The organism is Lentzea chajnantorensis (assembly GCF_054300775.1).
Genome location: NZ_JBSDZT010000002.1, coordinates 5345282 through 5369034 on the forward strand (window position 1 = coordinate 5345282; position 23753 = coordinate 5369034).

The following is a 23753-nucleotide window of genomic DNA, read 5'->3' on the forward strand; positions in this document are numbered from 1 at the left end:
AATCATTTGCCTAGTACCTCTAGGTAAACCTACCGTCGAGGTCATGAAGCCGCTGACCGAACACGACATCCGCGCGTCCTTCGTCAATTCCACCAAGGGCGAGGCCAAGCGCATGCACGTGCCCCGCGATCTCGCCGACCGCCCGTGGGACGACCTGGACTTCCTCGGCTGGCGCGACCCGGCGGCACCCGACCGCTCCTACGTCGTCACCGAGCTCGGCGACCGGTTCGCGGGCGTGGCGCTGCGGCGGGCCGCCCAGTCCGGGCTGCCGCGCAAGTCGATGTGCTCGTGGTGCCTGACCACGCACTCCGGTGACGGCGTGTCGCTGATGACCGCGCGCAAGGCCGGCAAGGCGGGACAGCTGGGCAACTCGGTCGGCGTTTACCTGTGCGCGGACCTGGACTGCTCGCTGTACCTGCGGGGACGCAAGGACGCCGGGTTCGGCGGGCGGATCCACGAGTCACTGGCACTGGAGGACAAGGTCGACCGGCTGCTGGGGAACGTGGCGGCGTTCTTCGCGCGCGTCAGCTCCTAGGGACCGCGGTCTACAGCTCCAGCACGAGCTCGGCGGTGCACGCGCGGGCGCACGGCCACGGGTCGCCGCACTCGGTGCAGCCGGAGGTCGCGGGCAGGTGCGCCTCGAGCACGCTGACCGCCCGGTCGCGGTAGCGCTCCAGGTCCGACTCCCAGCCGTGGCGGGAGGACGCGGTCGCACTCGTCATCGTCATCAGTCCTCAGGGTTGTGCTGTAGGACACAGGATGCACCCGCGCGAGCGGTTGTGGGTGCGCAACGGGCGAACAGGTCCCGTTCCGGCAGGAAAGCGCACGGCACGTTCGCGCGGCGGGCCGGGCGGGACGTGACCTCCAGCCACGCCCCCAGCTCGCGCCACCGGCCCCCCGGTCGATGGCTGCCGGCGCCCCCGACGAACGCCGGCACCACCGTTGTATCGGTCCGGGATTTTTCATGTTCGGGCATCGGCGGCTAATCAACGGGAAAACGTTCCACCGACCGGGGGACCCGCACCGCCCGCACGGCGAACCCGGTGCGCGGAAGGCGAATCTGGGCGGGTGCGGGCGGCATCATGTGGGCATGGACATACCGGCGGCGCTGGCCGCGGCCGCGCGTGGTGACCAGACGGCGTGGGATGCCCTGATCAGGCAGTTCAGCGGGCTGCTGTGGTCGGTCGCCCGCGCCCACCGGCTCAGCGACGCCGACGCCGCCGACGCCGTGCAGTGCACCTGGATCAAGCTGGTGGAGCACCTCGACCGCATCGCGGAGCCCGAGCGGCTGGCCGGGTGGCTCGCCACCACGGCGCGGCACGAGTGCCTGCAGCTGATCCGGCGGTCGGGGCGGTTGCCGGAGCCGGCCGAGATCGACGACTCCGCCGACCCCGCGCCGCCGGTGGACCACGCGCTGCTCGTCGGTGAGCGGGACGCGGCGCTGTGGCGGGTGTTCGAGGGGCTGCCGGACCGGTGCCGGCGGCTGTTGCGCGTGCTCATGGCGTCACCGCCGCCCGCGTACGCCGAGGTCGCGGCCGCGTTGGACATGCCGGTGGGCAGCATCGGGCCGATCCGGCAGCGGTGCCTGAACCGGCTCAGGGCGCTCGTCAGCGGCGAGCCGGTGCTGGAGGAGCGGTCATGAGCGAGGACGACGACTTCCTGGCCGAGCTGCGGGCGGCGGCGGACCGGTTCGACCCGGTGCCGGCCGGGGTGCTGCGCGACGCGAGCGCGGCACTGGCGCTGCGGGCGCTCGACGAGGAGCTGGCGGTGCTCGTGGAGAACGAGGCGGCGCTGGTGCGCGGTGACGACGGGCCGTTGCTGCTGGCGTTCGAGTCCGAGCGGGTGACGCTGAACCTGGAGATCAGCGGCGACACCGTGCGCGGGCTCGTCACCGGCGCGGTGGGCGAGGTGGTGGTGGAAACACCGCGGTCACGGCGTTCCACCCCGGTCGTCGACGGCTGGTTCACGGTCACGGACGTGCCGTCCGGGCTGGTCAGGGTGCGGGTGACCGCCACGGACGGCACCGTCGTGGTGACCCAGTGGGCGCGCTTCTAGAGCAGGACCCGCACGTCGAACGGGCCGTTGACGCCCCACGCGTGCCGGGTCTCGCACCGGCCGAGCAGCACGTCCCGCGCGGCCGTGGCGGTCAGGCCGCTCTCCATCAGCGCACCGATCCGCCCGGTCACCGCGGCGGCCGCGAACGAGGTGCCCGACCACGTCGCGAACCCCTTCTCGAACGGGCCGTGCACGTCCTCACCGCGGGTGAAGACCGTGATCCACCGGCCGCAGGCGCTGAACTCGGCGATCTCCCCGCTCGCCGTGGTCGCGCCGACCGAGAGGACGCCCGCGTCGGCGGCCGGGTAGTTGCGCAGCGGTGAGGCGTTGTTGGGCACCGCTGCGACGACCACGACGTCACCGGCCAGCGCGTCGAGCGCGGCCCGCAGACCCTCGGGGGTGCCCTGTTCGGAGAGGCTGCCGCCGAACGACAGGTTGATCAGCTTGATGTCGGGCCGGTTCAGGTTCTCCAGCGCGGCCACGACCTGGGTGTCGTCGTCGGGTCCCTCGACCAGGGCGCGGCGCAGGACGACCGTGGCGGTCTTCGCGTGGTCGAGGACCACCCCGGCGACGAACGTGCCGTGCCCGGAGCCCGCCGCCTCGACGTGGTCGTCGTCGACCTCGACGTGACCGTCGAGCCACGGGTGCGGTGCGTAGCCGGTGTCGACCACGCCGATCTTCAGTGCGGCGTCCGCCGCCGGCAGCGGCACCCTGGCGATGGTGCTGACCGCCTGGGCGAGGCCGTAGGCGTGCGGGTCTCTGCCGCCCATGGTGTCCACTCCCCTCCTGCGTCCGGATGAGCATGTCCGAAGCTTGATGCCGCGGCAACGGATAGCTGATACACACCGCCTATGACGCTCGTCCGTGCGGAGCAGGCGAAGGACCTCGCCTACACCTCACCGGCGCGTGCCCGCCGCCTGGCCGAGTCCGTACGCGGTGGAATGGACGCGGAGACCGAGTCGGTGGCGCTGCACGCCCTGGGCATGGCGGCCTCGGCGGTGGGGCGGCTCGACGAGGCCGAACGACACCTGCGCGCGGCCGTGTCGGTCGCGTCGGTGGCGGGGCTGGTGGTGCGGGCCGCGCAGGCGCGGGGGTCGCTGGGGTACGTGCTGACGCTGACCGGGCGCACGGCGGAGGCGTTGCGGGCGCTGGCCGACGTGCCCGAGCAGGTGGACGGGGTGACCGCGGCGCGGCTGCTGATGCAGCGGGCGCTGGTGCTCACCGAGATCGGCCGGTTCGCCGAGGCCGCCGACGGGTTCGCCGCGGCGCTGGCCGCGAACCCCGGTGACCCGCTGCTGGAGGCGACGATCCGCAACAACCGGGGCCTGCTGCGCGCGCACCGGCGGGACTGGCGGGGTGCGGCGGAGGACCTCGACCTCGCCGAGTCGCTGTACGTCGCCGCCGGTCACACCGGGCGGACCGCGATGGTGTTCCACAACCGCGGGGTGGCGTTCGAGGCACGCGGCGACGTGCCGGCGGCGCTGGCCGCGTTCGACGAGGCGGCGGCCCGGTACGCGGCGGCCGGGCGGGACCCGGGGTTGCTGCCGATCGAGCGGGCCGAGGCGTTGCTGTCGGTGCGGCTGGTCGCGGAGGCCCGGTCGGCGGCCGCGGCGGCGGTGGCGGCGTTCACCCGGCAGCGCAACTTCGTGGACGTGGTGCAGGCACGGCTGGTGCTGGCGCGAGTGGAGCTGGTGGCGGGGGACCCGGTCGCGGCACTGGCCTCGGCGGTGTCGGCCGGGCGGTCGGCGCGGCGGCAGGGGCGGCCCGCGTGGGCGGCGTTCGCCGGGTACCTGGCGTTGCGGGCGCGGTGGGAGCGGGGGTCGGCGTCGCTGCGGTCCGCGCGCCGGGTCGTCGAGGCGCTGGCCGGTGAGGGCTGGGTGGTCGCGGCGCTCGACGCGCGGCTGATCGTGGCGCGGCTGGCCCTGCAGGCACCGCGGCACCGGGCGGTGGCGCGCGCGGAGCTGACCGCCGTCGCTGCGGCCGCCCGCACCGGTCCGGCGGAGCTGCGCGCACGGGCCTGGCACGCGACGGCCCTGCTGCGGCTCGCCGACGGTGACGTGAAGGGCGCCGAGGCGGCGCTGCGGTCCGGGGTCGACGTGCTGGCGGCGTTCCGCAACGGTCTGGGCGCGACGGAGCTGCGGGCGCACGCGTCCGGGCTGGCGGGCGAGCTGGTCGCCACCGGCACGCGGCTGGCCCTGGCCGGCGGCCGTCCCGCCGCGGTGTTCGGGTGGGCGGAGCGGTGGCGGGCGGGGGCGTTGCGCGTGCGCCCGGTGCGGCCGCCCGACGACGACCGGCTGGCCGACGACCTCGCGGAGCTGCGGCAGGTCATGGCCGCCGGAGACCTGCGCCGGCAGGCCGAGCTGGAGCAGGCGATCGGGGCACGGGCCCGGCACGCGACCGGCATCCGCGCCGCCGACCCACCGCCGTCGCGCACCCGGCTCAGCACGGCGCTGGGCGATCACGTGCTGGTCGAGTACGTCGAGTCCGACGGGCGGCTGCACGCGGTCGTCCTCGACCGCGGCAGGGTCCGGTTGCTCGACGCGGGCCCGGCCGAGGCCGCCGCACGGGAGGTGCAGGCGCTGCGGTTCGGCATCAACCACCTCGCGCACCGCATCGGCTCCGACCGCACCCGCAAGGCCATCGAGGAACGCCTCGGCCAGGCCGCCGACCGCCTCGACCGGCTCCTGCCCGCGACGAGGAAACCGCTGGTCATCGTGCCGACCGGTGCGTTGCACGCACTTCCGTGGCCCGCGCTGCCCAGCTGCCGGGGCCGGGCGGTGACCGTCGCGCCGTCCGCGGCGCTGTGGCTCAGGGCCGCGGAGTCCGACCACGTCACCGGGCGCACGGTGCTGGCCGCCGGACCGGGCCTGCGCCACGCCGTGGCCGAGGTCGAAGCCCTGAAGCGCCGCTACCCGCACGCCGAGCGGTTCACCGGCAGGAGGGCGACCACGGCGAACCTGCTGCACGCCCTCGACGGCGCCGAGCTCGCGCACATCGCCGCGCACGGCCGGTTCCGCGCGGACAACCCGCTGTTCTCGACGCTCACCCTCGCCGACGGTCCGCTCACCGTCTACGACCTCGAAGGACTGCACCGGCCGCCGCGGCAGGTGATCCTGTCCGCGTGCGAGGCGGGCAACTCGGGCATCCGTCCGGGTGACGAGCTGCTCGGCCTCGCCGCGGCACTGCTGGCGCTGGGCACCAGGACCCTCATCGCCTCGGCGGTGTCGGTGCCCGACGACACCAGCAAGGCGCTGATGCTGCGCTACCACCGGGAGCTGGCGGCCGGCCGTGCCCCGGCGGAGGCGTTGGCGAAGGCGCAGCGCACCTGGACCGAGGCGGTGTTCCAGTGCTACGGCGCGTCTCTGCCCTGACCAAACGGTCCGACGGGTGCGGTGCGCTCAGGTCCCCGTGCGATCACGCGTGGAGAACCGCCCGCAGCCCGTCGATGCCCGTGAAGTGGTGCCCGCGCATCCCGGCCCGCCGCGCCGCCTCGACGTTCTCCAGCCGGTCGTCCACGAACAGGATCTCGTCGTCGCCGAGGCGTTCCCGGCACCACTCGAACGCCTCGATCGACGGTTTCGCGTGTCCGATGCGGCAGGAGAACGCCCGCAGCTCGAACAGGTCGAGCCACGGGTAGCGGCGTTCGAAGTCGCGGGCGTGGTCCTCGGGGATGTTCGACAGCAACGCGATGCGCCTGCCCGCGGCGTGCAGTGCGCCGAGCAGGGCGACCATCTCGTCGTCGACCTCGGTCCAGCTCGCCACGTCCTGCTCGACCATCGGCGGGTACCCGACGCGCCGCCAGTACTCGGCGGCGGTCACGTCGCCGCGGTCGTAGGCGGGGCGGTGCGCCCAGTAGGCCTGCCAGAACGCCGGGTCGGTGCTCATGGTGTCCATCACCGCCCGGGACTGGTCGCGGGCGATCACCCCGAACATGTCGAACAGCACGATCACGCCGTCACCACCGCCACGCCCGCTGCCGTCAACCCGTCGTCGCCGTCCGCATCGGTCACCACGGCGTCCAGGGCGGACACCGGTGCCACGAACGCCAGCGCGGTGCGCGTCAGCTTCGAGGCGTCGGCCGCGGCGATCACGCGCCGGGCCGACGAGATCGCCGCGCGCTTGACCGCGGCGTCGTCCAGGTCGAACGCGGTCAGGCCCTGCTCGGCGGAGAGGCCGCAGCAGCCGATGACCGCCGTGTCGAAGCGCAGCGACTGCAGCGACTGCAGGGTCAGCGGTCCGGTCAGCGCCAGCTCCCCCGCGCGCGGTGTGCCGCCGGGGATCAGCAACGTCAGCGACGGGCCGCCCACCAGCGCGTTCACCGCGTGCAGCGACAGCGGCATCACGGTCAGACGGCGCGCATGCAGCACGTGGGCGACCTCCACGCACGTGGTGCCGCTGTCGAGCACGACCGACTCGCCGTCGGAGAGCAGGCCCGCGACGACCCCGGCGATGCGGCGCTTGGCGTCCAGCGCCTCCTCCGAACGCAGTGCGTACGGTGGTTCAGACCCGCGCAGCAGCAGGCTGCGCGCACCACCGCGGTAGCGCTCCAGCACGCCTTGCGCGGCGAGCACCTCCAGGTCGCGGCGGATCGTCATCTCGGACGCGCCGGTCAGCGACGCGAGCTCCGCCACACCGAGGGAGCCGGCGTCGCGCACGGCCTCGGTGATCTGCCTCAGTCGGGACACACTCGCGATTGAACACCAGCTGTGTTCGAAGTTCAAACTTTCAAACACGCGGATTGTTCGTTAGCGTGAAGCATGTGAACGCTCTCAGGGCCGCGCGGGTGGCCACCTTCACGTACTTCGCACTCAACGGCTTCCTGCTCGGCATGTGGATCGTGCACATCCCCACGGTCGAGCGCCGGGTCGGCATCGACCACGCGGAGCTCGGCCGGTTGCTGCTGGTCCTCGGGCTCGGCGCGTTCATCGGCATGCGGGCCGGCGGCTGGCTGACCGACCGGTTCGGCGCGCGCACCGTCACCCCGCTCGCGGGCGTGCTGTGCAGCGCGGCCGTCGTGCTGCCGGGACTCTCCACCGGTGAGCTGGCGCTCGCCGCGGCGTTGCTGGCGTTCGGGTTCGGCAACGGCGTGCTGGACATGGCGATGAACGGGCACGCGGTCGTCGTCGAACGCGAGTACGCGCGCCCGGTGATGTCGGCCTTCCACGCGACCTGGTCGCTGGGCGGTGTCGCCGCCTCCCTGGTCGGCGCGCGCACGCTGAGCTGGGAGCTCTCGCCGGACACGACGCTCGCGGTGGTCGCCGTCGTCGGCGTGGTGGTCAGCCTCGTCACGGCACCGGCGTTGTCGCACGGCGCGACGACCATCCCGCACGAAGGCGACGAGGACCAGCCCAGGACGAAGAAGAAGGTGCCGCTGCGGATCTGGGTCATGGCGGGGCTCGCGTTCATGGTGATGCTCAGCGAGGGCGTCGCCAACGACTGGAGCGTGCTGCACCTGCAGGACGTCCTGGGCGCCGAACCGCAGATCGCCGCGCTCGCCTACGGCGCCTTCGCGACCACCATGACCGTCGGGCGGCTGCTGGCGGACCGGGTCACCGCGAAGATCGGGCCGATGGCGGTGCTGCGCTGGGGTGCGGTGATCGCGGCGGCCGGGTTGCTGCTGGCGGCGTTCGCACCGTGGACCGGCCTGGCGATCGCGGGCTGGGCGGTGGCCGGCGCCGGGTTGTCCGGCACGGTGCCGCAGCTGTTCAGCGCGGCCGGGCACGCCGACCCGAGCTCCGCGGCGGTGAACATGTCGCGGGTGGCGGGCCTGGGCTACATCGGCGTGCTCGCCGGGCCCGCGGTGATCGGCTGGCTCACGCACCTGATGCCGCTCAACGTCGCGTTCGTGCTGCCGGTGCTGTTCTGCGTGGTCACGGCGTTCGCGGCCGGTGTGCTCAGGCCCGCGGCCACCGAGGTCGAACGCACCGCCGACCCCGTGCACTGACGGAACGGGCGCGGCACGCCGGAAAGGCCTCGATCTTTCCGGCGTGCCGCAGCGCTCGCAGGTGATTCACTGTCCCGCATGGATCTCCCCGAACTGGACCTCGCCGCGCTGGACCTGACCACCGCGCACCTGGCCGACGCCTGCATCCGCACCGGCGTCCCGGTCCGCACCGCCACCCTCGCCCCGGTCGTCCCCGGCAGCAGGGTCGCCGGCCGCGTCCTGCCCGCTCGCCACGCCGGCAGCGTGGACGTCTTCCTCGAAGCCGTCGAGCGCAGCGCACCCGGTGACGTGCTCGTCGTCGACAACGACGGCCGCACCGACGAGGCGTGCATCGGCGACATGGTCGTGCTGGAGGCCCAGGCCGCGCAGCTGCGCGGCCTGGTGGTCTGGGGCCTGCACCGCGACACCTCGGACATCCGCGCGATCGGGCTGCCGGTGTTCAGCCTCGGCGCGAACCCGACGGGGCCGCTGAGCCTGCGCGACCGGGCACCGGAGGCGCTGTCGACCGCCCAGGTCGACCAGTGGACCGTCACCAGCGGCGATGTCGTGTTCGGCGACGACGACGGCGTGCTGTTCGTGCCCGCCGACCAGGTCGAGACCGTGATCGCCAAGGCGCGGGGCATCCGCGACGTCGAACGGGCGCAGGCGCAGCGCGTGCGGCAGGGTGAGTCCCTGCGCAGCCAGCTGCGGTTCGACGAGTACCTCGCGAGCGGGCTCACGTTCCGCGAGCACCTGCGCGAGATCGGCGGCGCAGTCGAGGAGTGAGGACCGCGATCGCGCAGCTCCGGTATGCGGGTCGCGACCCCGTGTCGAAAAGGTCCTGAGCCCTTCGACGGACCGGTGACAACGCCAGCCGCGGAGAGGAAGCGCAGAGATGGACTGGACCCTCGAGGTCGTCGTCGTACCGGTGTCGGACCTGGACCGGGCGAAGCACTTCTACGCAGAACAGCTCGGGTTCGTCGTCGACCACGACACGACGTTCGACGAGAACACGCGCATCATGCAGCTCACGCCACCCGGCTCCGGCTGCTCGGTGGTGATCGGCAAGGGGATCGTGAAGGGCGAGCCCGGCACGCTCAAGGGCGTCCAGCTCGTGGTCTCCGACCTGGAGAAGGCTCGCGCGCAGCTCGTCGAGCGCGGGGTCGAGGTCAGCGAGATCGTGCGGATGAACGAGAAGGACGGCGGGTCGTTCGTGTTCTTCGACGACCCGGACGGCAACAGCTGGGCCGTGCAGGAGATCAGGGCCCGCGCGACCGGTGGGGAGTGGAAGTGAAGTACATGCTGGTCAGCTACGGCGGCGCCCAGGAGGACTGGGAGGGGCTCGCCGCGTGGACCGACGAGGACATGCACCGGATGATCGGGTACATGCGCGACCTGGACGCCGAGCTGCGCGCCACCGGTGAGCTGCTGCAGTCCGAGGGGCTCAGCGGGCCCGCGCGGGCGTTCGTGGTGCGCGGCGGCGAGGACGGCGTGCCGAACGTGGTCGACGGGCCGTTCGCCGAGTCCAAGGAGGTCATCGCCGGCTACTGGGTGGTCGACGTGGACAGCCGCGAGCGGCTGCTGGAGATCTGCCAGAAGGCCTCGGCGTGCCCCGGCCCCGGCGGGAAGGTCCTGAACCAGCCGATCGAGGTGCACCCGATCATGGGCGCCCCCGACGTCGACCAGGACACCCTGGCGCCGTACAAGCAGTGACCGGGACGGGGTCGGACCGCTCAGGCCCGACCCCACCAGGATCAGCCGTGCGGGTAGCCGCTGACGTAGAGGACCTGGCCGGTCACGAAGTCGGCGTCCTCGGCGGCGAAGAACAGCACCGCACGCGCGATGTCGTGCGGTGTGCCGATCCGCCCGACCGGGATCGACCTGCGCACCACTTCGAGGTGTTCGTCCATGGTGCGCCCGGCCCGCGCGGCGCTGACCTCCGTCATGCCGGTCCGCACGGTGCCGGGACCGACGGCGTTGACGGTGATGCCGTGCGGTGCGAGGTCGAGCGCGGCACCGCGGGTGAGCCCCTCGACACCGGCCTTCGCGGCGACGTAGTTGATCCGCTCGCCCTGCACGATCGCGGAGATGCTGGAGATGGTGACGATCCGCCCCCACCCGGCGTCCCGCATCGCCGGCGCGGTGGCCTTGAGCATCAGGAACGCGCCGCGCAGCACCGTGCCCTGCACCGCGTCCCAGTCCTCCAGGGGCATGTCCAGCGGGTGGTTGTCCCGTGCGAACCCGGCGTTGTTGACCAGGATCTCCACCGGCCCGAACGCCGCGACGACCTCGGCCACCGCCGCGTCCACCGAAGCCGGGTCGCTGACGTCGCACTCCACCGCGACCGCCTGCCCACCCGCCTCGGCGATCCGGCCGGCGACCGCGCGGGCGCCCTCGACGTCGCGGTCCACCACGGCGACCCGGTGACCCAGCTCGGCCAGCTCCTGCGCGATACCGGCGCCGATTCCCGATCCAGCGCCGGTGACCAGCGCGACACGTGACTGCATGTGGTCAACCTGCGCGAGGCCGGTCCCGTCCGCAACCGGGTTTCGCGAACGGTGCGGCTTCACCAGATGAGCAACGGCTCAGGCCAGCGCGCGTGCGACGGCGGCTTCGACGTGCAGCCGGGTCGTGGGGAACACCGGCAGCGGCACATCGTGCTGGCTGATCAGCAGCTCGATCTCGGTGCAGCCGAGGATCACGCCCTGCGCGCCCTCGAACCGGCTGATCACGTCCTGGTAGGCGCGTCGCGACTCGTCCTTCACCACACCCAGGCACAGCTCGTCGTAGATGATCCGGTGCACGGTCGCGCGGTCCTGCGGGCTGGGCAGCAGCACCGTGAGGCCGTGCTGCTCCAGGCGTTCGCGGTAGAACGGCTGGTCCATGGTGAACCCGGTGCCGAGCAGCCCGACGGTGGTGAGCCCGGCCTGCGTGATAGCGGTGGCGGTGGTGTCGCCGAGGTGGACCACCGGGATGTCGACGGCGGCTTGGACCTCGTCGAACACCTTGTGCATGGTGTTGGTGCAGATGAGCAGGAAGTCCGCGCCGCCGGCCTGCACGAGCCGCGCGGCGTCGGCCAGTGCCTTCGCCGCGTCGTCCCACCTGGCCTCGACCTGCATGCGTTCGATCTCGGCGAAGTCGACGGAGTGCAGCACGACCTTGGCCGAGTGCAGGCCGCCCAGCCGTTCGCGCACGACGGTGTTGGCGAGCCGGTAGTACTCCGCGCTGCTCTCCCAGCTCATGCCGCCGAGCATCCCGATGGTCAACATGCCGTCAGTCAAGCACTCCAGCGCGCGTCGCGTCCGGTCTTGGCCAGCAGCCGTTCGAACGCGGTGGCGTCGGCGGGTGGTTCGGTGGGGGCCTGGAAGACGTTCCACTCCAGGGCGGTGGGGCCCATCTGCTCGACGAGGCCCTCGACGGCGGTGAGCACCTCGGGGTCGGGTTCGAACCGCTGACCGGTGGCCTGCGCGAGGTCGGAGGCGTGGATGGTGAGGTCGAGCAGCGCGAGCCCGCCGACCACGGAGGCGGGCAGGTTCATGTTGCCGGCGATGCCCTCGTCCGCGCCGGGCTGTCCCCAGGCCTCGACGAGCCGGGCGGTCTCGGCCGGGTACTGCGCGCGCCAGTCCGGGTAGTGCGGTGTGGTGCTGAAGTCGGCGTCCTGCTTGACGGCGAGCTTCTGGAACTCGACGACGACGTGCAGCAGGTGGTCGAGCAACGCGCGCACGTCGTAGTCGGCGCACGGGGTCGGCTTGGTCAGGTCGTCGTCGCTGATGGTCGCGATGACGGGCAACGCGTGGTCGCGGGCCCGGTCGAGCAGAACGCTGAGCTTCATGGTGAGGACGGTAGGACGCGGCGTGGGGACGTTCTTGAAGAAACGCGCCACATAGGATTCCCGGCGTGCAGGGGCCGCGCCGGGACACACGGGGGATCGTCGACGCACGGGAGCTCTTCGCCCGTGTCCGGTTCCGCCGCCGCCTGCCCGCGCCCGAGCTGCGGCCGTACCTGGAGCACTACTGGCTCATCGACGGCGAGCTGGACACGCCCTACACCTCGCACGTCGTGCCGCACCCGTCGGTGAACGTCGTGTTCGAGCACGGCCACGAGCACCCGGAGATCGCCGGGGTCGGGCTGGGGTTGTTCAGCCGGGAGCTGCGCGGGCGGGTGCGGGTCGCCGGGGTCCAGTTCCGGCCGGGCGGGTTCCGGCCGTTCCGCGCGGAGCCGGTGTCGCGGTGGACCGGGCGGCACGTGCGGCTGACCGACGTGCCCGCGGCGCTCGTGCTGGCCGTGGAGGGCGAGGATGATCGGGTGGCGGCGCTGGACGCGTTCCTGCTGGGCCTCGGACCGGTCGCCGACCCGCAGGCGGCGCTCGCGGTGGAGCTGGTGCAGCGCATCCGCGAGGACCGGGAGATCCGCCGGGTCGCTGACTTCGCCCGTGCCGAGGGCGTGGCGGTGCGGACGTTGCAGCGGCTGTTCGCCGACTACGTGGGGGTCAGCCCGAAGTGGGTGATCCTGCGCTACCGCATCCACGAGGCTCTGGAACGGGCGGAGACCGACGTCGAGTGGGCCGGGCTCGCCGCCGACCTCGGCTACAGCGACCAGGCGCACCTGGTCCGCGACTTCACGCAGACCGTCGGCGTCTCCCCCACCGCCTACGCCAGGGCGCTGACCTGAAAACGGTTCGACGCCGCCGCCGGCCCCTGCCACAGTGCCCGCTGTGACGACCGAACTCCTCACCGCCGAGGACGTGCGCCTGATGCAGGGCCTGGCTCAGCGGGTCACCGCGGTCCGCCCGGAGCTGGTCAACAGCGACGCCTCCTACGGTGAGCTCGCGTGGAACTGGGGCAAGGACCACGCCACCGAGGGCCACGCCTGGGTGCGCCGGCTCTGGTTCGCGGGCGACGACCTGGTGGCCTGGGGGTGGGCGCAGCTGCCGCGCCGGGTGGTCCGCCGTGACGGTTCGGTCAGGGACGTCACCGGCGCCTACCTCGCCCACCAGGTGCACCCCGGCCACCCGGCGCTGCTGGACGAGGTGGTCGACTGGTTCGACGGCGTCGCACCGGGTGTCGACCGCACGGTGCTGCCCAACGCCGACGACGAGGCCGCCCTCGCGCGGTGGACGGCGCACGGCTACGAGGTCGACCGGGACTCGCTCGGCGGCTGGACCCAGCTCAACGAACGCGACCTCACCGACATCGCGCAACCCGTGCTGCCGGCCGGTTTCCGGTTCCGCACCGCCGACGAGGCCGGTCCGGAGGCGGTGGTGCGGGCGCACGTCGACGCCTGGGCCGGCTCGACGTACTCGCCGCGGTCCTACGAGGGTGTCCGGCAGACGGCCGCTTACCGCGGTGACCTGCACGTCCTGGTCGAGGCGCCGGACGGGACGATGGCGTGCTCGGCGATCATGTGGCTCGACGAGGTCAACCGGACCGCCGAGTTCGAACCGGTCGGCACCCATCCGGAGCACCGCAGGCGTGGCCTGGCCAGCGCGGTGTTGCTGCACGGCATGGGGCTCGCGCGGGCGGCAGGGGCGGTGCACGTGACGGTCGCGTGCCTGGGCGCGGACGAGCACCCGTCGGCACGGGAGCTGTACTACGGCGTCGGGTTCCGGCTGCTGTCGCGCGACCTGCCGCTGATCAAGCGGGCGGACAGCGCCTGATCGGCCACCCCACGGCTCACCTCGCCAATGCGCGTCCGATCGCGGCCACCGCCGTCGTGATGTCCCCCGGTGTCGTCGCCGCGTACCCGAGCACCAGCCCCGGCGCGTGCTCGGTCTGGCAGTGCCACGACAGCGGCTGCACCTTCACCCCGCCGGCGAGCACCCGCGCCCGGTTCTTCGCGGTGTCGTTCACCGCGCTGGGGGTGACGCTCGCGCTCACGTGAGGCAGGCGGCGGCGCGGTCGAGCAGCAGGGTGCGCTCGCGTTCGTTGCGGGTCAGGCCCGCCGCCTTCTCGAACTCCGCCCGTGCCTCGTCGGTGCGGCCGAGCTTGAGCAGGAAGTCGCCGCGCACGCTGGGCAGCAGGTGGTAGCCCTGCAACGCCTTCGCGCCCGCGATCTCGTCGACGAGCGCGAGCCCGGCGGCCGGTCCGTAGGCCATGGACAGCGCCACCGCCCGGTTGAGCTCGACCACCGGCGAGGGCGAGAGCCGTGCGAGCACCTCGTAGAGCGCGGCGATGCGCCGCCAGTCGGTGTCCTCGGGCCTGCGGGCGCGGGCGTGGCAGGCCGCGAGCGCCGCCTGCACGTAGTAGGGGCCGGGCGGCTGGTTGAGCGCCTCTGCCCGTTCCAGCGCCGCGAGGCCGCGGCCGACGAGCAGCCAGTCCCACCGGGCGCGGTCCTGTTCCAGCAGCAGGACCGGTGTGCCGTCGGGGGCGGTGCGGGCCTGGGAGCGGGAGGCCTGGATCTCCATCAGTGCCACCAGCCCGTGGACCTCGGCCTCCTTCGGCGCGAGCTCGGCGAGCACCCGGCCCAGCCGCAGCGCCTCCGCGCACAGCTCCGGTCGCATCCAGTGGTCGCCCCGGGTGGCGGAGTAGCCCTCGTTGAAGATCAGGTAGATGACCTCGAGGACGCTGGCCAGGCGGGCGGCGAGCTCCGGTCCCTCCGGTACCTCGAACGGCACCCCGGCCTCGGCCAGCGCCTTCTTCGCGCGCACGATCCGCTGCGCCACCGCGGTGTCGCTGACCAGGAACGCCCGCGCGATCTCCTCGGTCTTGAGGCCGCCGAGCATCTTGAGCGTCAGCGCGACCCGCGCCTCGGTGCCCAGCACGGGGTGGCAGGCGGTGAACATGAGGCTGAGCAGGTCGTCGCCGATCTCGTCCTCGACGCCCGCACTGGCGTCCGGTGAGGACTCCCGGACGTCGCGGCCGATCTCCTCGACCTTGCGGTTGAAGTTCTCGCGGCGGCGGATCTGGTCGACGGCCCGGCGCTTGGCCGTGGTCGTCAGCCACGCGCCGGGGTTGTTCGGCACTCCCTCGACCGGCCACTGCTCCAACGCCGCGACCAGCGCGTCCTGTGCCATCTCTTCGGCCAGGCCGACGTCGCGCACGTACCTGGCGAGCGCGGCGATGACCTTCGCCGACTCCATCCGCCAGACCGCGTCGATCGTCCGGTGCACCGAGGTCGTAGCCCCCATGGGGGCATCAGACCACAGCCACCTGCCGGATTTCCACGATGCACCCGGCCACTGGCAGGCGCCGCACGCGTTCGACCGCTTCGGCGTGGTCGCGCACGTCGATCAGCCAGTACCCGCGCACCGGCGCACCCGCCGTGGCACGGCCGTTCCCGTCGACGGCGCCGGCGCGCAGGTCGGCCGCGTCGAGCAGCACCCCCGCCCGCGCCAGCGCGTCGCAGTACCTCGTGGCGAACGGCAGCTCAGCCGCCGTCCTGACGATCACCAGAAACCGCACCGGGTCCTCCTCGTCGCGCGTCCCCCGCGGGAACGTCGATCGAGGAGCCGCCGAAATCGACGGCGTGGTCGCGCGCCCATGCCGCGAACGTGCGGTAGGGCCTGCCGGTGACGGTCTCGAAGTCCGGCTCCACCGCGAACTCGTAGTCGGAGAAGTCGTCCGCGTCGCCGCCCTCGTAGCCGCCGAGGCCCAGGACGTAGCGGGCGATCTCCTCCGGCCAGCCCACGCTCACGTAGTAGGCCAGTGCCTGCTCGACCGTGACGTCGGCGAAGCGCAGCTCCCGCCCGAGCACCTCGCCGATCGCCCGCGCCATCTCGCGTTGCGTGAGCGGCGCGGGGCCGCTGAGCGTGTAGGCCTTGCCGTCGTGGCCGTCCTCCAGCAGCGCGGCGACCGCCACGTCGGCGACGTCGGCCTCGTGGATCGGCTGGCCGAGCTCGTCGGGGTTCGGGTGCACGATCGTGCCGTCGGCGCGGATCGACGGTGCCCACAGGTCGACCTTGTTGACCGCGAACTCGCCGGGCCGCACGTGCGTCCACGCCACCCCGGAGGCCTCGACCGCCTGCTCGACCGGCAGGTGGTGGGTCCGGTCGTAGCCGTGGGTCACCGCGCCCGAGGACAACGTGACGATCCTGCGCACACCGGCCCGCACGGCCAGGTCGACGACGCGCTGCGCGGTGGGCGGGTGCGCGAACAGGTAAAGCTTGTCGACGCCGTCGAACGGGATGCCGCCGGGGTCGTCGAGGTCGCCGCGCACCACCTCGACGCCGTCCGGGAAGCTCGCCTTCGCGGGGTCGCGGGTCATCGCCCGCACGCGAGTGCGGTCCGCGAGTCCCCGCACCACCAGCCGGCCGACGTTGCCGGTCGCCCCGGTCACCAGGACCGTCATCGCAGGCCTCCCTCGATGCCGTCGAGCAGCTTGGTCAGGCCGTAGTCGAACGAGCCGCGCACCTGCTCGGCGAGCGTGCCGCCGGTGTCGTAGGCGCCGGCGTTCCACAGGGTCGTCATCGTCGGGTAGCGCTCCACGTCGAAGTAGTCGTCCCAGAACAGCTGCCGCGCGTGCCACCAGGAGTCGCCGGACTCGCCGGTGACCTGTTCGAGCTGCTGGTCGTCGACCTCGGCGGCCGCGGCGCCGTGCACGAACCCCTCGACGGCGGTGTGCGCGACGATGACCTGCCGCGGTTCGAGCCCGGAGTCGGCCAGCGCGGCCAGCACGAACTCCTGCCCGTCCATCAGGCCCGGTCCGAGCGGTGGCCGCACCATCGACACGTCCCGCATCCACGGGTGCGCCTGGTAGACGGCGCGGGTGCGGTCGGCGTAGTGCTGGATGCGTTCCCGCCACGTGCCCTCGGCGCTCAGGTCGCGTTCCTGCAGCACCGTGTCGGCCATCAGGTCGATGAGCTCGGCCTTGCCGGGCACGTGCCCGTAGAGCGACATCGTGCCGACGGTGAGCTCCTGTGCGACGCGCGCCATCGACATCGCCGCGAGTCCTTCGCGGTCGGCCACGGCGATGGCGGCCGCGACGACCTGGTCGACGCTCACCTTGGGCTTCCTGCCGACCGGTTTGGGCTCCGGCGGCCGGCGCCAGAGCAGTGCGATGGTCTTGGCGGCGTCTCCTGCGCCGCTGCGTTCGACGGCCATGCGTCCCCCTTATTTCCGTAGGCCATACGGAAATAATACCGTACGTCATACGGAAACTGGGTCAGTTCGCGCCCAACCGCGCCCGGAGGTCCGCCACCTGGGCTTTCGCGGCGGTCAGGTCGTCCTGCAGCCGGACGATCACGACCGCGGAAGCCAGCGGGTGACCGTCGTCGAACAGCGCCCGGAAGCGCTGCGCGAGGCCGAGCTGACGGCGGGAGTAGCGGCGGTGACCGCCGTCGGAGCGCTGCGGCACGAGGACGTCGGCCGCGTCGAGGCTGCGCAGGAACGCCTGCTGCACGCCGAGCAGCTCGGCCGCCCTGCCCATGCTGTAGGCCGGGTAGTCCTCGTCGTCGAGGTCGCTGAGCGGCACGCCGGACTCCTCTATCGGGTGGTTGACTAAACCTACAGTGCGCGCTACAAAAAATATGTACCTGCTAGCTCTTCATCGAGGAGTGGTACAAGGTGCTGACGACCGGTGAGAGGGCGTTCGCGGACCTGGTGTACGCCGACCCGGCGTGGGTGAGCGCGGAGTTCGAGGCGATCATCGACGCCAACTTCGGTACGACACCGAGACCGCGTCACCACCGCCCCGCGGCCGCCGTCGGGTTCGCGGAGCCCGCGGCACTGCGAGGGGTGTGGCGCACCGGGTCCGCGAGGTCGCGGCAGCGATCTCCCCCGGCCGGATGAGGCAGTCGCGTTCTCGTCCAGCCGACGCGGGAAGGAGCCCAGACACAGGGGAAGGGGCGGCAGACCCGGAGGTCTGCCGCCCCTTCCGCGTGGTGGGAGCTGGTCTTCTAGGCGGCGAGGTCGGCGCCCGCCGGTTCGAGCAGGAGCTGCGCCACGCCGAGCTGGCGGGCCGCGGCGCGCAGGTCCTTCACGACCTCGGCGACGTCGCGGCCGAGGTCGCGGTCGGCGCGTGCGGCCAGCCGGGCCGCTGCCGAGCTCAGCTCGGCGCTCCTGAGGCTGATCTCTTCCACCGCCGCGCGCAGTTCCCCGGCGGTCAGCGGGGCGCTCATCCGCGCCACGCCAGCTTCGTCAGCATGTCCTTGCCGCGTTCGGCGCTGCGCGGGTGGCTCAGCACGTCGTAGCGGCCCGCGACCAGCTGCGTGGTCGAGGCGAAGTCGCGCTTGCCGCGTGTGGCCGCGTAGCGCATGGCCGACGAGGCCAGACCGAAAGCCGTACCGACGAGCAGACCGGTGACGATCGGGGCGATGGCGCCGCCGGTCGAGAACAACCCGAGCAGCAGACCGACGAACAGACCGAACCAGGCACCGGACGCGGCGCCGGCGCCGAGCACGCGACCCCAGGTCAGGCGCGCGGTGACGCGTTCGACGATCATCGGCTCGACACCGACGATGGTGACGTCGGCGACCGGGAAGTCGTTGTCCGCCAGGTGGTCGACGGCTCGCTGCGCCTCTTCGTAGGTGGCGTAGGACCCGATCGGCCAGCCGCTGGGCGGGGTGGGCAGTGCGTTGACGCCGGTCGTGGCTCCAGCGGTGAACGGAGTCGCGGTGGTCATGTGCAACACCTCCGATGTGCGATCCCCTACATCTATTAGTACGAATGTGCGGGCACGGGTGTTCCTGAAGTTGAGCCGATGTGACTCAGCTCCCTCTCGGTGAGCGCGATGTCCAGCGACTCCAGTGCCGCACCGAGGTCCTCGACCTCGACCCGCTCCGGTTCGGCGCCCGCGCGGTCGACGGTGAGCGTGCGGCCGACCAGCCGCCGGCTCAGACCGGGTTCCAGGCGCATCACGACGAGCTGGCCGCTGAACGGCGACCTCGGGTGCGTGGCCACGTAGTAGTTGGCCGCCAGGTAGTCGACCGGCAGCTGCTCGACGTCGTCCTCGAACGCGTGCTGCAGCTCCCAGCCGTCCGCGGTCTGCTTCTCCAGCACCCAGCGGCGTTGCGCGCGCCGCAGCCGGTGCGGCCACCCCGCCTGGTCCACGACCGCGCCGTCGCGCAACGGCATCGGGTGCAGCATCCCCGCGCCGAACCCGACGTCGGCGAGCTGACCGTCCACGATGGACATCATGTGCGTGCGCGGGCCGGTCCTCACCCGGCTCATCCGCCGCTGCACCGTGTGCCCGAGGCGTTCCAGCACCGCCGTGAACAGCAGCTGGTGCTCGAAGCAGTACCCGCCGCGGCGGCGGTGGACGAGCTTGTCCTGGATGTCGGCCATGTCCAGCGACGGCACGAGACCCAGCATCACGTCGATGTTCTCGAACGGAATGGCGCGCACGTGCGCCTCATGCAGCTCCGCGAGCGAGCTCGACGCGGACGCTCCCGTGCGCTCCAAGTACGCGTCCACGTCGACGACGTCCGTCTCCCACATGCGTGACCCCCTTCGGCTGTGAACCCCTCGCCCACCCCAACTCGATCACGCCGACTCCCATTCCTGGCGGGTCAGCTCGTACTCGACGTCACCGTGCTCGGCGCCGGGCAGCGGCTCGTCCCACTGCGGGAACACCGTGCGCACGTACCGCAGCCCGCATTTCCGCATGACCCGCCGCGACCCGGCGTTGACCGCCATCGTGGTCGCGACGACCCGCTGCGCCCCGCGTGCGCGGAACGCGTGCTCGACCAGCGCCCCGGCCCCCTCGGTGGCGTACCCGCGGCCCCAGCAGTCGCGGCGCAGCCGGTAGCCCAGCTCGAACACACCGGCACCGGTGTCCCCGAGCTCGAACCAGCCCAGCCACCGCCCGGTGCGCCGCTCCACGGCCGCGTGGAAACCGCCGGCCAGGTAGTGCTCGACGGGCGCGGGGTCGAGGAACCGCATCACCTCGGGGTCGGCGTGCAGCCGCCGCAGGTCGTCCACGTCGGACTCGGTGAGCGGGCGCAGTGTCAGCCGTTCGGTCCGCAGGCGTTCCACACCGGCATCCTGTCCGGGCTGTCCACCGGATTACGACTGGGTCGCGCGCAGGGCGAGTGCGGCGACCAGGCGCAGAGGTGTCCTGCGGAGCAGGAAGGCGGTGAGCTTGTTGAGGTGCCCGTCGACCACGGCCGGTCCGCGGCGCTCCAGTGCGGCCAGCGCGGTGCGGGCGACCTGGGCGGGATCGCGCTTCCCGCGGCCGGGCCGGGCGTTCATCGCCGTCCGCGTCGGTCCCGGGCTCACCGCGACCACGCGGACGCCGCTGGAGCGCGTCTCGGCCCACAACGCCTGCGTGAAGGACAGGACGTAGGCCTTCGACGCCGCGTAGGCGGCGAGCACGGGCGCCGGGGTGTAGGCCCCGGTGCTCGCGATGTTGACGACCGATCCGCGGCCCCGCCGGACCATCCCGGCGACCACGAGCGCGGTCAGCTCGGTCAGGGCACCGGCGTTGAGGTCCACCAGCCGGCGCAGGGCGGCGGGGTCGCTGTCGGCCACCGGCGCACGTGAGCTGGTGCCGGCGTTGTTGACCAGCATCTCCACCTCGACACCCGCCTCCCGCACGACCTCCAGCAGGCGGTGGGGAGCGCCGGGCTCGTCGAGGTCGAGCGGCACGCACCGCACGACGACACCGTGCCGCTCGCGCAGTCCGGCGGCGGTCCTCTCCAGTTGTTGAGGGTCGCGGGCCACCAGCACCAGGTTCGCCCCGTGGCCCGCGAGCGCGTCCGCGATGGCCTCGCCGATGCCGCTCGACCCGCCGGTGACCAGGGCGTGGCGGCCCTTCATCTCGGATGCCGTTGTCATGGCGGCTAACCTAAACATTGACGTCAACGTGAAGGTCAAGCCGACGGCCGGGAAGGCGGGACGTGATGCGCATCGGAGAAGCTCAGCCGGGCGACCGGCGCGAGCACGCGGGCTCTGCGCTACTACGAGGAGCAGGGACTCATCCGCAGCGAGCGCCTGCCCAACGGGTACCGCGACTACGGGCCCGAGGCGGTCGGCGTGGTGGAGTTCATCCAGGACCTGCTCGCCGCCGGGCTGTCCTCCAGGGTGCTGCGCGACGTCGTGCCCTGCGTGGGCGGCGGCCACGAGAGCACCGCGTGCTCCGAGCTGCTCGCCCGGGTTCAGCAGGTCCGCGATGACCTGCTGGACCAGGAGCGGCGCATCCGCGCCCGCCGGCAGGCGCTGGAGCAGTACCTCACCGGCCGGCGCAGCCCGCGCGGCAGCACCGGTCTGACCGGTGTGCCCGGGACTTCGGCCTGACCGTCTCCGGTGCCCCCGGCGTCCGATGTGGTGGCCGTGACCGGGGTCACGGCAGGCCTGCCCTCGTGCGGGGCGCAGGAGGGCGCGATGGCAAGATCCTCGCGTGCCGATCGATCAACAGTCCGGCAGTGCAGAGCCGGCGACCGAGGTGTTCGCGAAGATCACGTCAGAGGAACCGAAGGCGGCACCCGCGCCGGCGCCCGTGCGCCGACGCAGGTCGCTGTCGCGGCGGCTCGCCCGCCGCATCCTCGGCCCTACTCTGATGACCAGGAAGGACTGAGCTCACTACCGGTCGGGGACCTGGCCGAGCCCGCCGCACGCGCGGCAGGCGGTCCGGTCCTCGTTGAGCCCAGATCCATGGCAACGGCTGCACTCCTTCACAGGACGACAGTGTCCGCTTCTACTCCGAGTGGCCGCAGCCGCCGAAAAAGGGACCCCTTGGCAATAATGGGTGAACCCCATCGTTCACGCTCGGTGACGACCCGGTGATCAGGCCGGGGTGGACGGTCCCGCCGGGATCTCGTTGGCACGTGCGACGTTCCCTGCGACGATGCCGCTGCGCTCGGCCGCCGGGACCCGCCACCAGCCCGAGCAGCCGCGCGGGCACGGGTGTGACATCTCCTGCACGACAAGGCCTTCGTCACCGAACACCGGCTGTTGCCACGACATGGTCCCCGACCCCGCGCACAGCAGGCAGGTGTCCTCTTCATGTTCCACCAGTGGTGATTACTCCACACTCGACACCGCGGGCAATCGCTGGATCGAGGGGAGAAGCGGGCATGGCGGTAGCGGTCGTGACGGGAGCGGGTTCGGGTGTGGGGCGTGCGGCGGCGCGCACCCTGCTGGCCGCGGGGTTCCGGGTGGCGCTGGCCGGTCGGCGCGCGGACGCGTTGCGCGAGACCGCCGAGGGCTTCCCGGACACCGCGCTGGTGGTACCGGCCGACGTGTCGCGTGAGGACTCGGTGAGCGCTCTCTTCCAGGCGGTGGTGGACTCCTGGGGCCGGGTGGACGTGCTGTTCAACAACGCCGGCACCACCGTGCCGGCCACGCCGGTCGAGGACTTCGGCCTCAGCGCGTGGGAGGAGGTCGTCGGGGTGAACCTGACGGGCGCGTTCCTGTGCGCACGGGAGGCGTTCCGGGTGATGAAGACCCACGGCGGCGGGCGGATCATCAACAACGGCTCGGTCTCGGCGTCGGTGCCGCGCCCGCACGCGGTGGCCTACAACGCGACCAAGCACGCGATGACCGGGCTGACCAAGTCGTTGTCGCTGGAGGGCCGCGCGCACAACATCGCCTGCGGGCAGATCGACATCGGCAACGCGGCCACCCCGATGACCGAGCGGATGGGCCGAGGCGTGCTGCAGGCCGACCTCGAGACGCGGCCGGAGCCGACGTTCGACGTGCGGCACGTGGCCGACGCGGTGCTCTACCAGGCGCGGTTGCCGCTGGAGGCCAACGTGCAGTTCATGACCGTGATGGCCACGGCCATGCCCTACATCGGCCGGGGTTAGACCGCGGCATCAGATCGGCTGGGGTTAGACCGCGGCATCAGATCGGCAGGGGCTGGGCCTGGTACATGCCGCCGCCGCGTTCGAGCAGGCCGTGGTCGACGAGGTAGCGGCGGAGGGTGACGTGGTCGACCTCTCCCCCGTCGCACCACGCCCGCAGCCGTTCGTTGACCTGCTTCTCGTCGTAATACTCGCGGGCGGTGAAGGCGCGTGCGGCGACATGTTCGAGGATCTTGCGGCGGCGTTCGGCCGCCACCGGGAGCGAGATCAGCTTGTCGCCGCGCACGAACGGCGCGAGCCCGTCGGCGGGCATCGCCTCGGTGAGCGTGGCGGCGAGCGGCTTGAGGTCGGCCGGGCGGGCCGGTTCTCCCTCGACCAGCCCGGCCTCGCGCAGCTTGAGCAGTGCGACGCCCGCGTCCTTGACCTTGAGCCCGGACGCGGCGGCGACGTCGGCCAGCGTTCCCGCGCCGAGGACGACGGCGGCGAACGCCCGCAGCCTCGACGGTTCGGCCAGTGCGCGCACGACGTTCTCGGGGGTGGTCATGTCTGCGAACCTAGCCACCCCGTCCAGCCGTTTACCGGGACGGCGCCCCTGTCCAGTCGCTCATCGGCCGACCGGTCCCCGCGCCAGGCTGTCGGCGAGGTAGGCGGTGAGGTCCGGCTCGTCGGTGTCGAGCACGTGCCGCACCCAGGCCCTGCGTTCGTGTTCGAGCGGCGGCAGCTCCCAGACGCAGCCGATGAGGTCCTTGGGGATGACGCTGAAGCGGGTGAGGTCGGGGTCGGTGGAGCCGAGGAACGGCTGGTCGCCGGAGACGGCGGTGCGGCAGTGCAGGACGTTGTCCCAGACCCAGTTGTAGGCGTTGAGGTACATGCCCGCGGCGCTGCGGTGCAGCACGGTGACCGTGGCGGGCGGGGTGGGGTCGGCGAAGTCCGGGTAGATCGTCGGCAGGAAGTCGTACGCGGCGGCGCGGACGTCGTCAGTGATCTCCAGTCCGGGGGTGACCACCTCGTACCGCTTCACGTGTCTGCCCGCGACCACCAGGGGTTCGCGCACCGTCAGGTTCTTCTCGTAGAACGCCATGCGTCGAACGTATGAGC

Annotated in this window: 34 protein-coding genes and 1 pseudogene; 14 read left to right on the forward strand and 21 right to left on the reverse strand. The window is 72.5% G+C overall.

What is annotated here, in order from left to right; all coding sequences use genetic code 11:
* The first annotated feature begins 43 nt into the window (after nucleotides 1-43).
* Nucleotides 44-535 (forward strand): FBP domain-containing protein, encoded by a 492-nt coding sequence (locus tag ACVDFE_RS26475; RefSeq protein ID WP_360394583.1) that lies wholly within the window; start codon nucleotides 44-46, stop codon nucleotides 533-535.
* A 10-nt stretch (nucleotides 536-545) separates the two neighbouring features.
* On the opposite strand, the gene ACVDFE_RS26480 is transcribed toward ACVDFE_RS26475, so the two are convergent.
* On the reverse strand, nucleotides 546-722 hold the full coding sequence (locus ACVDFE_RS26480; protein WP_458432271.1) for a hypothetical protein: 177 nt from the start codon (nucleotides 720-722) through the stop codon (nucleotides 546-548).
* A 368-nt stretch (nucleotides 723-1090) separates the two neighbouring features.
* On the opposite strand from ACVDFE_RS26480, the gene ACVDFE_RS26485 reads away from it, so the two are divergent.
* A complete protein-coding gene (locus ACVDFE_RS26485) occupies nucleotides 1091-1642 on the forward strand; it encodes an RNA polymerase sigma factor (RefSeq protein WP_458432272.1) in 552 nt (183 codons plus the stop codon).
* Nucleotides 1639-2055 (forward strand): hypothetical protein, encoded by a 417-nt coding sequence (locus tag ACVDFE_RS26490; protein WP_360394592.1) that lies wholly within the window; start codon nucleotides 1639-1641, stop codon nucleotides 2053-2055. Before ACVDFE_RS26485 ends, ACVDFE_RS26490 begins: the two co-directional genes overlap by 4 nt.
* On the opposite strand, the gene ACVDFE_RS26495 is transcribed toward ACVDFE_RS26490, so the two are convergent.
* The gene (locus ACVDFE_RS26495) at nucleotides 2052-2825 is read right to left on the reverse strand and encodes a S8 family peptidase (protein ID WP_458432273.1); all 774 of its coding nucleotides are present in this window, start codon (nucleotides 2823-2825) and stop codon (nucleotides 2052-2054) included. The two genes, ACVDFE_RS26490 and ACVDFE_RS26495, sit on opposite strands and share 4 nt — an antisense overlap.
* A gap of 81 nt (nucleotides 2826-2906) precedes the next feature.
* Here ACVDFE_RS26495 and ACVDFE_RS26500 point away from each other — a divergent pair, with 81 nt between their 5' ends.
* A complete protein-coding gene (locus ACVDFE_RS26500; protein WP_458432274.1) occupies nucleotides 2907-5426 on the forward strand; it encodes a CHAT domain-containing protein in 2520 nt (839 codons plus the stop codon).
* Between the two features lie 43 nt (nucleotides 5427-5469).
* Here the strand turns inward: ACVDFE_RS26500 and ACVDFE_RS26505 are convergent, their stop codons facing one another.
* Both ACVDFE_RS26505 and ACVDFE_RS26510 read right to left on the reverse strand, forming a co-directional pair.
* Nucleotides 5470-6006 carry an HAD family hydrolase gene (locus ACVDFE_RS26505; protein ID WP_458432275.1) on the reverse strand — a complete coding sequence of 179 codons (537 nt, stop codon included), beginning with the start codon at nucleotides 6004-6006 and terminating at the stop codon, nucleotides 5470-5472.
* A complete protein-coding gene (locus tag ACVDFE_RS26510) occupies nucleotides 6003-6740 on the reverse strand; it encodes a DeoR/GlpR family DNA-binding transcription regulator (protein WP_458432276.1) in 738 nt (245 codons plus the stop codon). The genes ACVDFE_RS26505 and ACVDFE_RS26510 overlap by 4 nt, the downstream gene beginning before the upstream one ends.
* 74 nt (nucleotides 6741-6814) lie before the next feature.
* On the opposite strand from ACVDFE_RS26510, the gene ACVDFE_RS26515 reads away from it, so the two are divergent.
* From ACVDFE_RS26515 to ACVDFE_RS26530, 4 genes are all read left to right on the forward strand, one after another.
* Nucleotides 6815-7999 carry an MFS transporter gene (locus tag ACVDFE_RS26515; RefSeq protein ID WP_458432277.1) on the forward strand — a complete coding sequence of 395 codons (1185 nt, stop codon included), beginning with the start codon at nucleotides 6815-6817 and terminating at the stop codon, nucleotides 7997-7999.
* A gap of 78 nt (nucleotides 8000-8077) precedes the next feature.
* Nucleotides 8078-8764 carry an RraA family protein gene (locus tag ACVDFE_RS26520; RefSeq protein WP_360394610.1) on the forward strand — a complete coding sequence of 229 codons (687 nt, stop codon included), beginning with the start codon at nucleotides 8078-8080 and terminating at the stop codon, nucleotides 8762-8764.
* A gap of 109 nt (nucleotides 8765-8873) precedes the next feature.
* Nucleotides 8874-9272: a VOC family protein gene (locus ACVDFE_RS26525; protein WP_360394613.1), complete on the forward strand. Its 399-nt coding sequence runs from the start codon at nucleotides 8874-8876 to the stop codon at nucleotides 9270-9272.
* Nucleotides 9273-9277: 5 nt separating this feature from the next.
* Entirely contained in the window at nucleotides 9278-9691 is a 414-nt protein-coding gene (locus ACVDFE_RS26530) for a YciI family protein (RefSeq protein WP_360394859.1), read from the forward strand.
* Between the two features lie 41 nt (nucleotides 9692-9732).
* On the opposite strand, the gene ACVDFE_RS26535 is transcribed toward ACVDFE_RS26530, so the two are convergent.
* From ACVDFE_RS26535 to ACVDFE_RS26545, 3 genes are all read right to left on the reverse strand, one after another.
* Nucleotides 9733-10485, reverse strand: coding sequence for an SDR family NAD(P)-dependent oxidoreductase (locus ACVDFE_RS26535; RefSeq protein ID WP_458432278.1), 753 nt, complete (start codon nucleotides 10483-10485; stop codon nucleotides 9733-9735).
* Nucleotides 10486-10563: 78 nt separating this feature from the next.
* Nucleotides 10564-11247: an aspartate/glutamate racemase family protein gene (locus tag ACVDFE_RS26540; RefSeq protein ID WP_458432279.1), complete on the reverse strand. Its 684-nt coding sequence runs from the start codon at nucleotides 11245-11247 to the stop codon at nucleotides 10564-10566.
* A gap of 8 nt (nucleotides 11248-11255) precedes the next feature.
* Complete coding sequence (locus ACVDFE_RS26545; RefSeq protein WP_458432280.1) at nucleotides 11256-11810, reverse strand: TIGR03086 family metal-binding protein; 555 nt, start codon at nucleotides 11808-11810, stop codon at nucleotides 11256-11258.
* 65 nt (nucleotides 11811-11875) lie between these two features.
* Here ACVDFE_RS26545 and ACVDFE_RS26550 point away from each other — a divergent pair, with 65 nt between their 5' ends.
* Together ACVDFE_RS26550 and ACVDFE_RS26555 are read left to right on the forward strand one after the other, a co-directional pair.
* The gene (locus ACVDFE_RS26550) at nucleotides 11876-12649 is read left to right on the forward strand and encodes a helix-turn-helix domain-containing protein (protein WP_360394625.1); all 774 of its coding nucleotides are present in this window, start codon (nucleotides 11876-11878) and stop codon (nucleotides 12647-12649) included.
* Nucleotides 12650-12692: 43 nt separating this feature from the next.
* Nucleotides 12693-13634 (forward strand): GNAT family N-acetyltransferase, encoded by a 942-nt coding sequence (locus tag ACVDFE_RS26555; RefSeq protein WP_458432281.1) that lies wholly within the window; start codon nucleotides 12693-12695, stop codon nucleotides 13632-13634.
* A 16-nt stretch (nucleotides 13635-13650) separates the two neighbouring features.
* On the opposite strand, the gene ACVDFE_RS26560 is transcribed toward ACVDFE_RS26555, so the two are convergent.
* The 6 genes from ACVDFE_RS26560 to ACVDFE_RS26585 form a co-directional block, all read right to left on the reverse strand.
* Complete coding sequence (locus ACVDFE_RS26560) at nucleotides 13651-13854, reverse strand: hypothetical protein (RefSeq protein ID WP_360394631.1); 204 nt, start codon at nucleotides 13852-13854, stop codon at nucleotides 13651-13653.
* Entirely contained in the window at nucleotides 13851-15104 is a 1254-nt protein-coding gene (locus tag ACVDFE_RS26565; protein WP_458432282.1) for an RNA polymerase sigma factor, read from the reverse strand. Before ACVDFE_RS26565 ends, ACVDFE_RS26560 begins: the two co-directional genes overlap by 4 nt.
* Nucleotides 15105-15111: 7 nt before the next feature.
* Nucleotides 15112-15378: a hypothetical protein gene (locus tag ACVDFE_RS26570; RefSeq protein WP_458432283.1), complete on the reverse strand. Its 267-nt coding sequence runs from the start codon at nucleotides 15376-15378 to the stop codon at nucleotides 15112-15114.
* Nucleotides 15344-16264, reverse strand: a complete 921-nt coding sequence (locus ACVDFE_RS26575) for an NAD(P)H-binding protein (protein WP_458432284.1) — start codon at nucleotides 16262-16264, stop codon at nucleotides 15344-15346. The genes ACVDFE_RS26570 and ACVDFE_RS26575 overlap by 35 nt, the downstream gene beginning before the upstream one ends.
* Nucleotides 16261-17016 (reverse strand): TetR/AcrR family transcriptional regulator, encoded by a 756-nt coding sequence (locus tag ACVDFE_RS26580; protein ID WP_360394643.1) that lies wholly within the window; start codon nucleotides 17014-17016, stop codon nucleotides 16261-16263. The genes ACVDFE_RS26575 and ACVDFE_RS26580 overlap by 4 nt, the downstream gene beginning before the upstream one ends.
* A 61-nt stretch (nucleotides 17017-17077) precedes the next feature.
* On the reverse strand, nucleotides 17078-17386 hold the full coding sequence (locus tag ACVDFE_RS26585; protein ID WP_458432285.1) for a MerR family transcriptional regulator: 309 nt from the start codon (nucleotides 17384-17386) through the stop codon (nucleotides 17078-17080).
* 92 nt (nucleotides 17387-17478) lie between these two features.
* Between ACVDFE_RS26585 and ACVDFE_RS26590 the strand changes: the two genes are divergently transcribed.
* Nucleotides 17479-17703 carry a hypothetical protein gene (locus ACVDFE_RS26590; RefSeq protein ID WP_458432286.1) on the forward strand — a complete coding sequence of 75 codons (225 nt, stop codon included), beginning with the start codon at nucleotides 17479-17481 and terminating at the stop codon, nucleotides 17701-17703.
* A gap of 107 nt (nucleotides 17704-17810) precedes the next feature.
* On the opposite strand, the gene ACVDFE_RS26595 is transcribed toward ACVDFE_RS26590, so the two are convergent.
* The 5 genes from ACVDFE_RS26595 to ACVDFE_RS26615 are packed head-to-tail and all read right to left on the reverse strand — an operon-like array spanning nucleotide 17811 to nucleotide 20688.
* Nucleotides 17811-18032, reverse strand: coding sequence for a hypothetical protein (locus ACVDFE_RS26595; protein WP_458432287.1), 222 nt, complete (start codon nucleotides 18030-18032; stop codon nucleotides 17811-17813).
* Complete coding sequence (locus ACVDFE_RS26600) at nucleotides 18029-18535, reverse strand: general stress protein (RefSeq protein WP_360394652.1); 507 nt, start codon at nucleotides 18533-18535, stop codon at nucleotides 18029-18031. The genes ACVDFE_RS26595 and ACVDFE_RS26600 overlap by 4 nt, the downstream gene beginning before the upstream one ends.
* Before the next feature lie 35 nt (nucleotides 18536-18570).
* The gene (locus ACVDFE_RS26605) at nucleotides 18571-19350 is read right to left on the reverse strand and encodes an arylamine N-acetyltransferase family protein (RefSeq protein WP_458432288.1); all 780 of its coding nucleotides are present in this window, start codon (nucleotides 19348-19350) and stop codon (nucleotides 18571-18573) included.
* 45 nt (nucleotides 19351-19395) lie between these two features.
* Complete coding sequence (locus ACVDFE_RS26610) at nucleotides 19396-19887, reverse strand: GNAT family N-acetyltransferase (protein WP_458432289.1); 492 nt, start codon at nucleotides 19885-19887, stop codon at nucleotides 19396-19398.
* Between the two features lie 30 nt (nucleotides 19888-19917).
* Nucleotides 19918-20688, reverse strand: a complete 771-nt coding sequence (locus ACVDFE_RS26615; RefSeq protein ID WP_458432290.1) for an SDR family NAD(P)-dependent oxidoreductase — start codon at nucleotides 20686-20688, stop codon at nucleotides 19918-19920.
* An 87-nt stretch (nucleotides 20689-20775) separates the two neighbouring features.
* Between ACVDFE_RS26615 and ACVDFE_RS26620 the strand changes: the two are divergent.
* Both ACVDFE_RS26620 and ACVDFE_RS26625 read left to right on the forward strand, forming a co-directional pair.
* Nucleotides 20776-21147 (forward strand): annotated as a pseudogene (locus tag ACVDFE_RS26620) (MerR family transcriptional regulator); the annotation flags it as partial.
* Between the two features lie 103 nt (nucleotides 21148-21250).
* Nucleotides 21251-21427: a hypothetical protein gene (locus ACVDFE_RS26625; RefSeq protein WP_360394664.1), complete on the forward strand. Its 177-nt coding sequence runs from the start codon at nucleotides 21251-21253 to the stop codon at nucleotides 21425-21427.
* A gap of 209 nt (nucleotides 21428-21636) precedes the next feature.
* Here the strand turns inward: ACVDFE_RS26625 and ACVDFE_RS26630 are convergent, their stop codons facing one another.
* On the reverse strand, nucleotides 21637-21864 hold the full coding sequence (locus tag ACVDFE_RS26630; protein ID WP_360394667.1) for a hypothetical protein: 228 nt from the start codon (nucleotides 21862-21864) through the stop codon (nucleotides 21637-21639).
* Between the two features lie 62 nt (nucleotides 21865-21926).
* On the opposite strand from ACVDFE_RS26630, the gene ACVDFE_RS26635 reads away from it, so the two are divergent.
* Nucleotides 21927-22658, forward strand: coding sequence for an SDR family oxidoreductase (locus ACVDFE_RS26635; protein ID WP_458432291.1), 732 nt, complete (start codon nucleotides 21927-21929; stop codon nucleotides 22656-22658).
* Nucleotides 22659-22695: 37 nt separating this feature from the next.
* Here the strand turns inward: ACVDFE_RS26635 and ACVDFE_RS26640 are convergent, their stop codons facing one another.
* Nucleotides 22696-23199 (reverse strand): DUF2087 domain-containing protein, encoded by a 504-nt coding sequence (locus tag ACVDFE_RS26640; protein ID WP_360394673.1) that lies wholly within the window; start codon nucleotides 23197-23199, stop codon nucleotides 22696-22698.
* Between the two features lie 60 nt (nucleotides 23200-23259).
* Entirely contained in the window at nucleotides 23260-23736 is a 477-nt protein-coding gene (locus ACVDFE_RS26645; RefSeq protein WP_458432292.1) for a hypothetical protein, read from the reverse strand.
* Nucleotides 23737-23753: the final 17 nt, after the last annotated feature.

Excerpts from the sequence above, each read along its gene's own strand:
- ACVDFE_RS26475 (WP_360394583.1), top strand. The coding sequence starts at position 44 with ATGAAGCCGCTGACCGAACACGACATCCGCGCGTCCTTCGTCAATTCC.
- ACVDFE_RS26480 (WP_458432271.1), bottom strand. The coding sequence starts at position 722 with ATGACGAGTGCGACCGCGTCCTCCCGCCACGGCTGGGAGTCGGACCTG.
- ACVDFE_RS26485 (WP_458432272.1), top strand. The coding sequence starts at position 1,091 with ATGGACATACCGGCGGCGCTGGCCGCGGCCGCGCGTGGTGACCAGACG.
- ACVDFE_RS26490 (WP_360394592.1), top strand. The coding sequence starts at position 1,639 with ATGAGCGAGGACGACGACTTCCTGGCCGAGCTGCGGGCGGCGGCGGAC.
- ACVDFE_RS26495 (WP_458432273.1), bottom strand. The coding sequence starts at position 2,825 with ATGGGCGGCAGAGACCCGCACGCCTACGGCCTCGCCCAGGCGGTCAGC.
- ACVDFE_RS26500 (WP_458432274.1), top strand. The coding sequence starts at position 2,907 with ATGACGCTCGTCCGTGCGGAGCAGGCGAAGGACCTCGCCTACACCTCA.
- ACVDFE_RS26520 (WP_360394610.1), top strand. The coding sequence starts at position 8,078 with ATGGATCTCCCCGAACTGGACCTCGCCGCGCTGGACCTGACCACCGCG.
- ACVDFE_RS26525 (WP_360394613.1), top strand. The coding sequence starts at position 8,874 with ATGGACTGGACCCTCGAGGTCGTCGTCGTACCGGTGTCGGACCTGGAC.
- ACVDFE_RS26530 (WP_360394859.1), top strand. The coding sequence starts at position 9,278 with ATGCTGGTCAGCTACGGCGGCGCCCAGGAGGACTGGGAGGGGCTCGCC.
- ACVDFE_RS26535 (WP_458432278.1), bottom strand. The coding sequence starts at position 10,485 with ATGCAGTCACGTGTCGCGCTGGTCACCGGCGCTGGATCGGGAATCGGC.
- ACVDFE_RS26540 (WP_458432279.1), bottom strand. The coding sequence starts at position 11,247 with ATGTTGACCATCGGGATGCTCGGCGGCATGAGCTGGGAGAGCAGCGCG.
- ACVDFE_RS26545 (WP_458432280.1), bottom strand. The coding sequence starts at position 11,810 with ATGAAGCTCAGCGTTCTGCTCGACCGGGCCCGCGACCACGCGTTGCCC.
- ACVDFE_RS26565 (WP_458432282.1), bottom strand. The coding sequence starts at position 15,104 with ATGGGGGCTACGACCTCGGTGCACCGGACGATCGACGCGGTCTGGCGG.
- ACVDFE_RS26575 (WP_458432284.1), bottom strand. The coding sequence starts at position 16,264 with ATGACGGTCCTGGTGACCGGGGCGACCGGCAACGTCGGCCGGCTGGTG.
- ACVDFE_RS26580 (WP_360394643.1), bottom strand. The coding sequence starts at position 17,016 with ATGGCCGTCGAACGCAGCGGCGCAGGAGACGCCGCCAAGACCATCGCA.
- ACVDFE_RS26595 (WP_458432287.1), bottom strand. The coding sequence starts at position 18,032 with ATGAGCGCCCCGCTGACCGCCGGGGAACTGCGCGCGGCGGTGGAAGAG.
- ACVDFE_RS26600 (WP_360394652.1), bottom strand. The coding sequence starts at position 18,535 with ATGACCACCGCGACTCCGTTCACCGCTGGAGCCACGACCGGCGTCAAC.
- ACVDFE_RS26605 (WP_458432288.1), bottom strand. The coding sequence starts at position 19,350 with ATGTGGGAGACGGACGTCGTCGACGTGGACGCGTACTTGGAGCGCACG.
- ACVDFE_RS26615 (WP_458432290.1), bottom strand. The coding sequence starts at position 20,688 with ATGACAACGGCATCCGAGATGAAGGGCCGCCACGCCCTGGTCACCGGC.
- ACVDFE_RS26635 (WP_458432291.1), top strand. The coding sequence starts at position 21,927 with ATGGCGGTAGCGGTCGTGACGGGAGCGGGTTCGGGTGTGGGGCGTGCG.
- ACVDFE_RS26640 (WP_360394673.1), bottom strand. The coding sequence starts at position 23,199 with ATGACCACCCCCGAGAACGTCGTGCGCGCACTGGCCGAACCGTCGAGG.
- ACVDFE_RS26645 (WP_458432292.1), bottom strand. The coding sequence starts at position 23,736 with ATGGCGTTCTACGAGAAGAACCTGACGGTGCGCGAACCCCTGGTGGTC.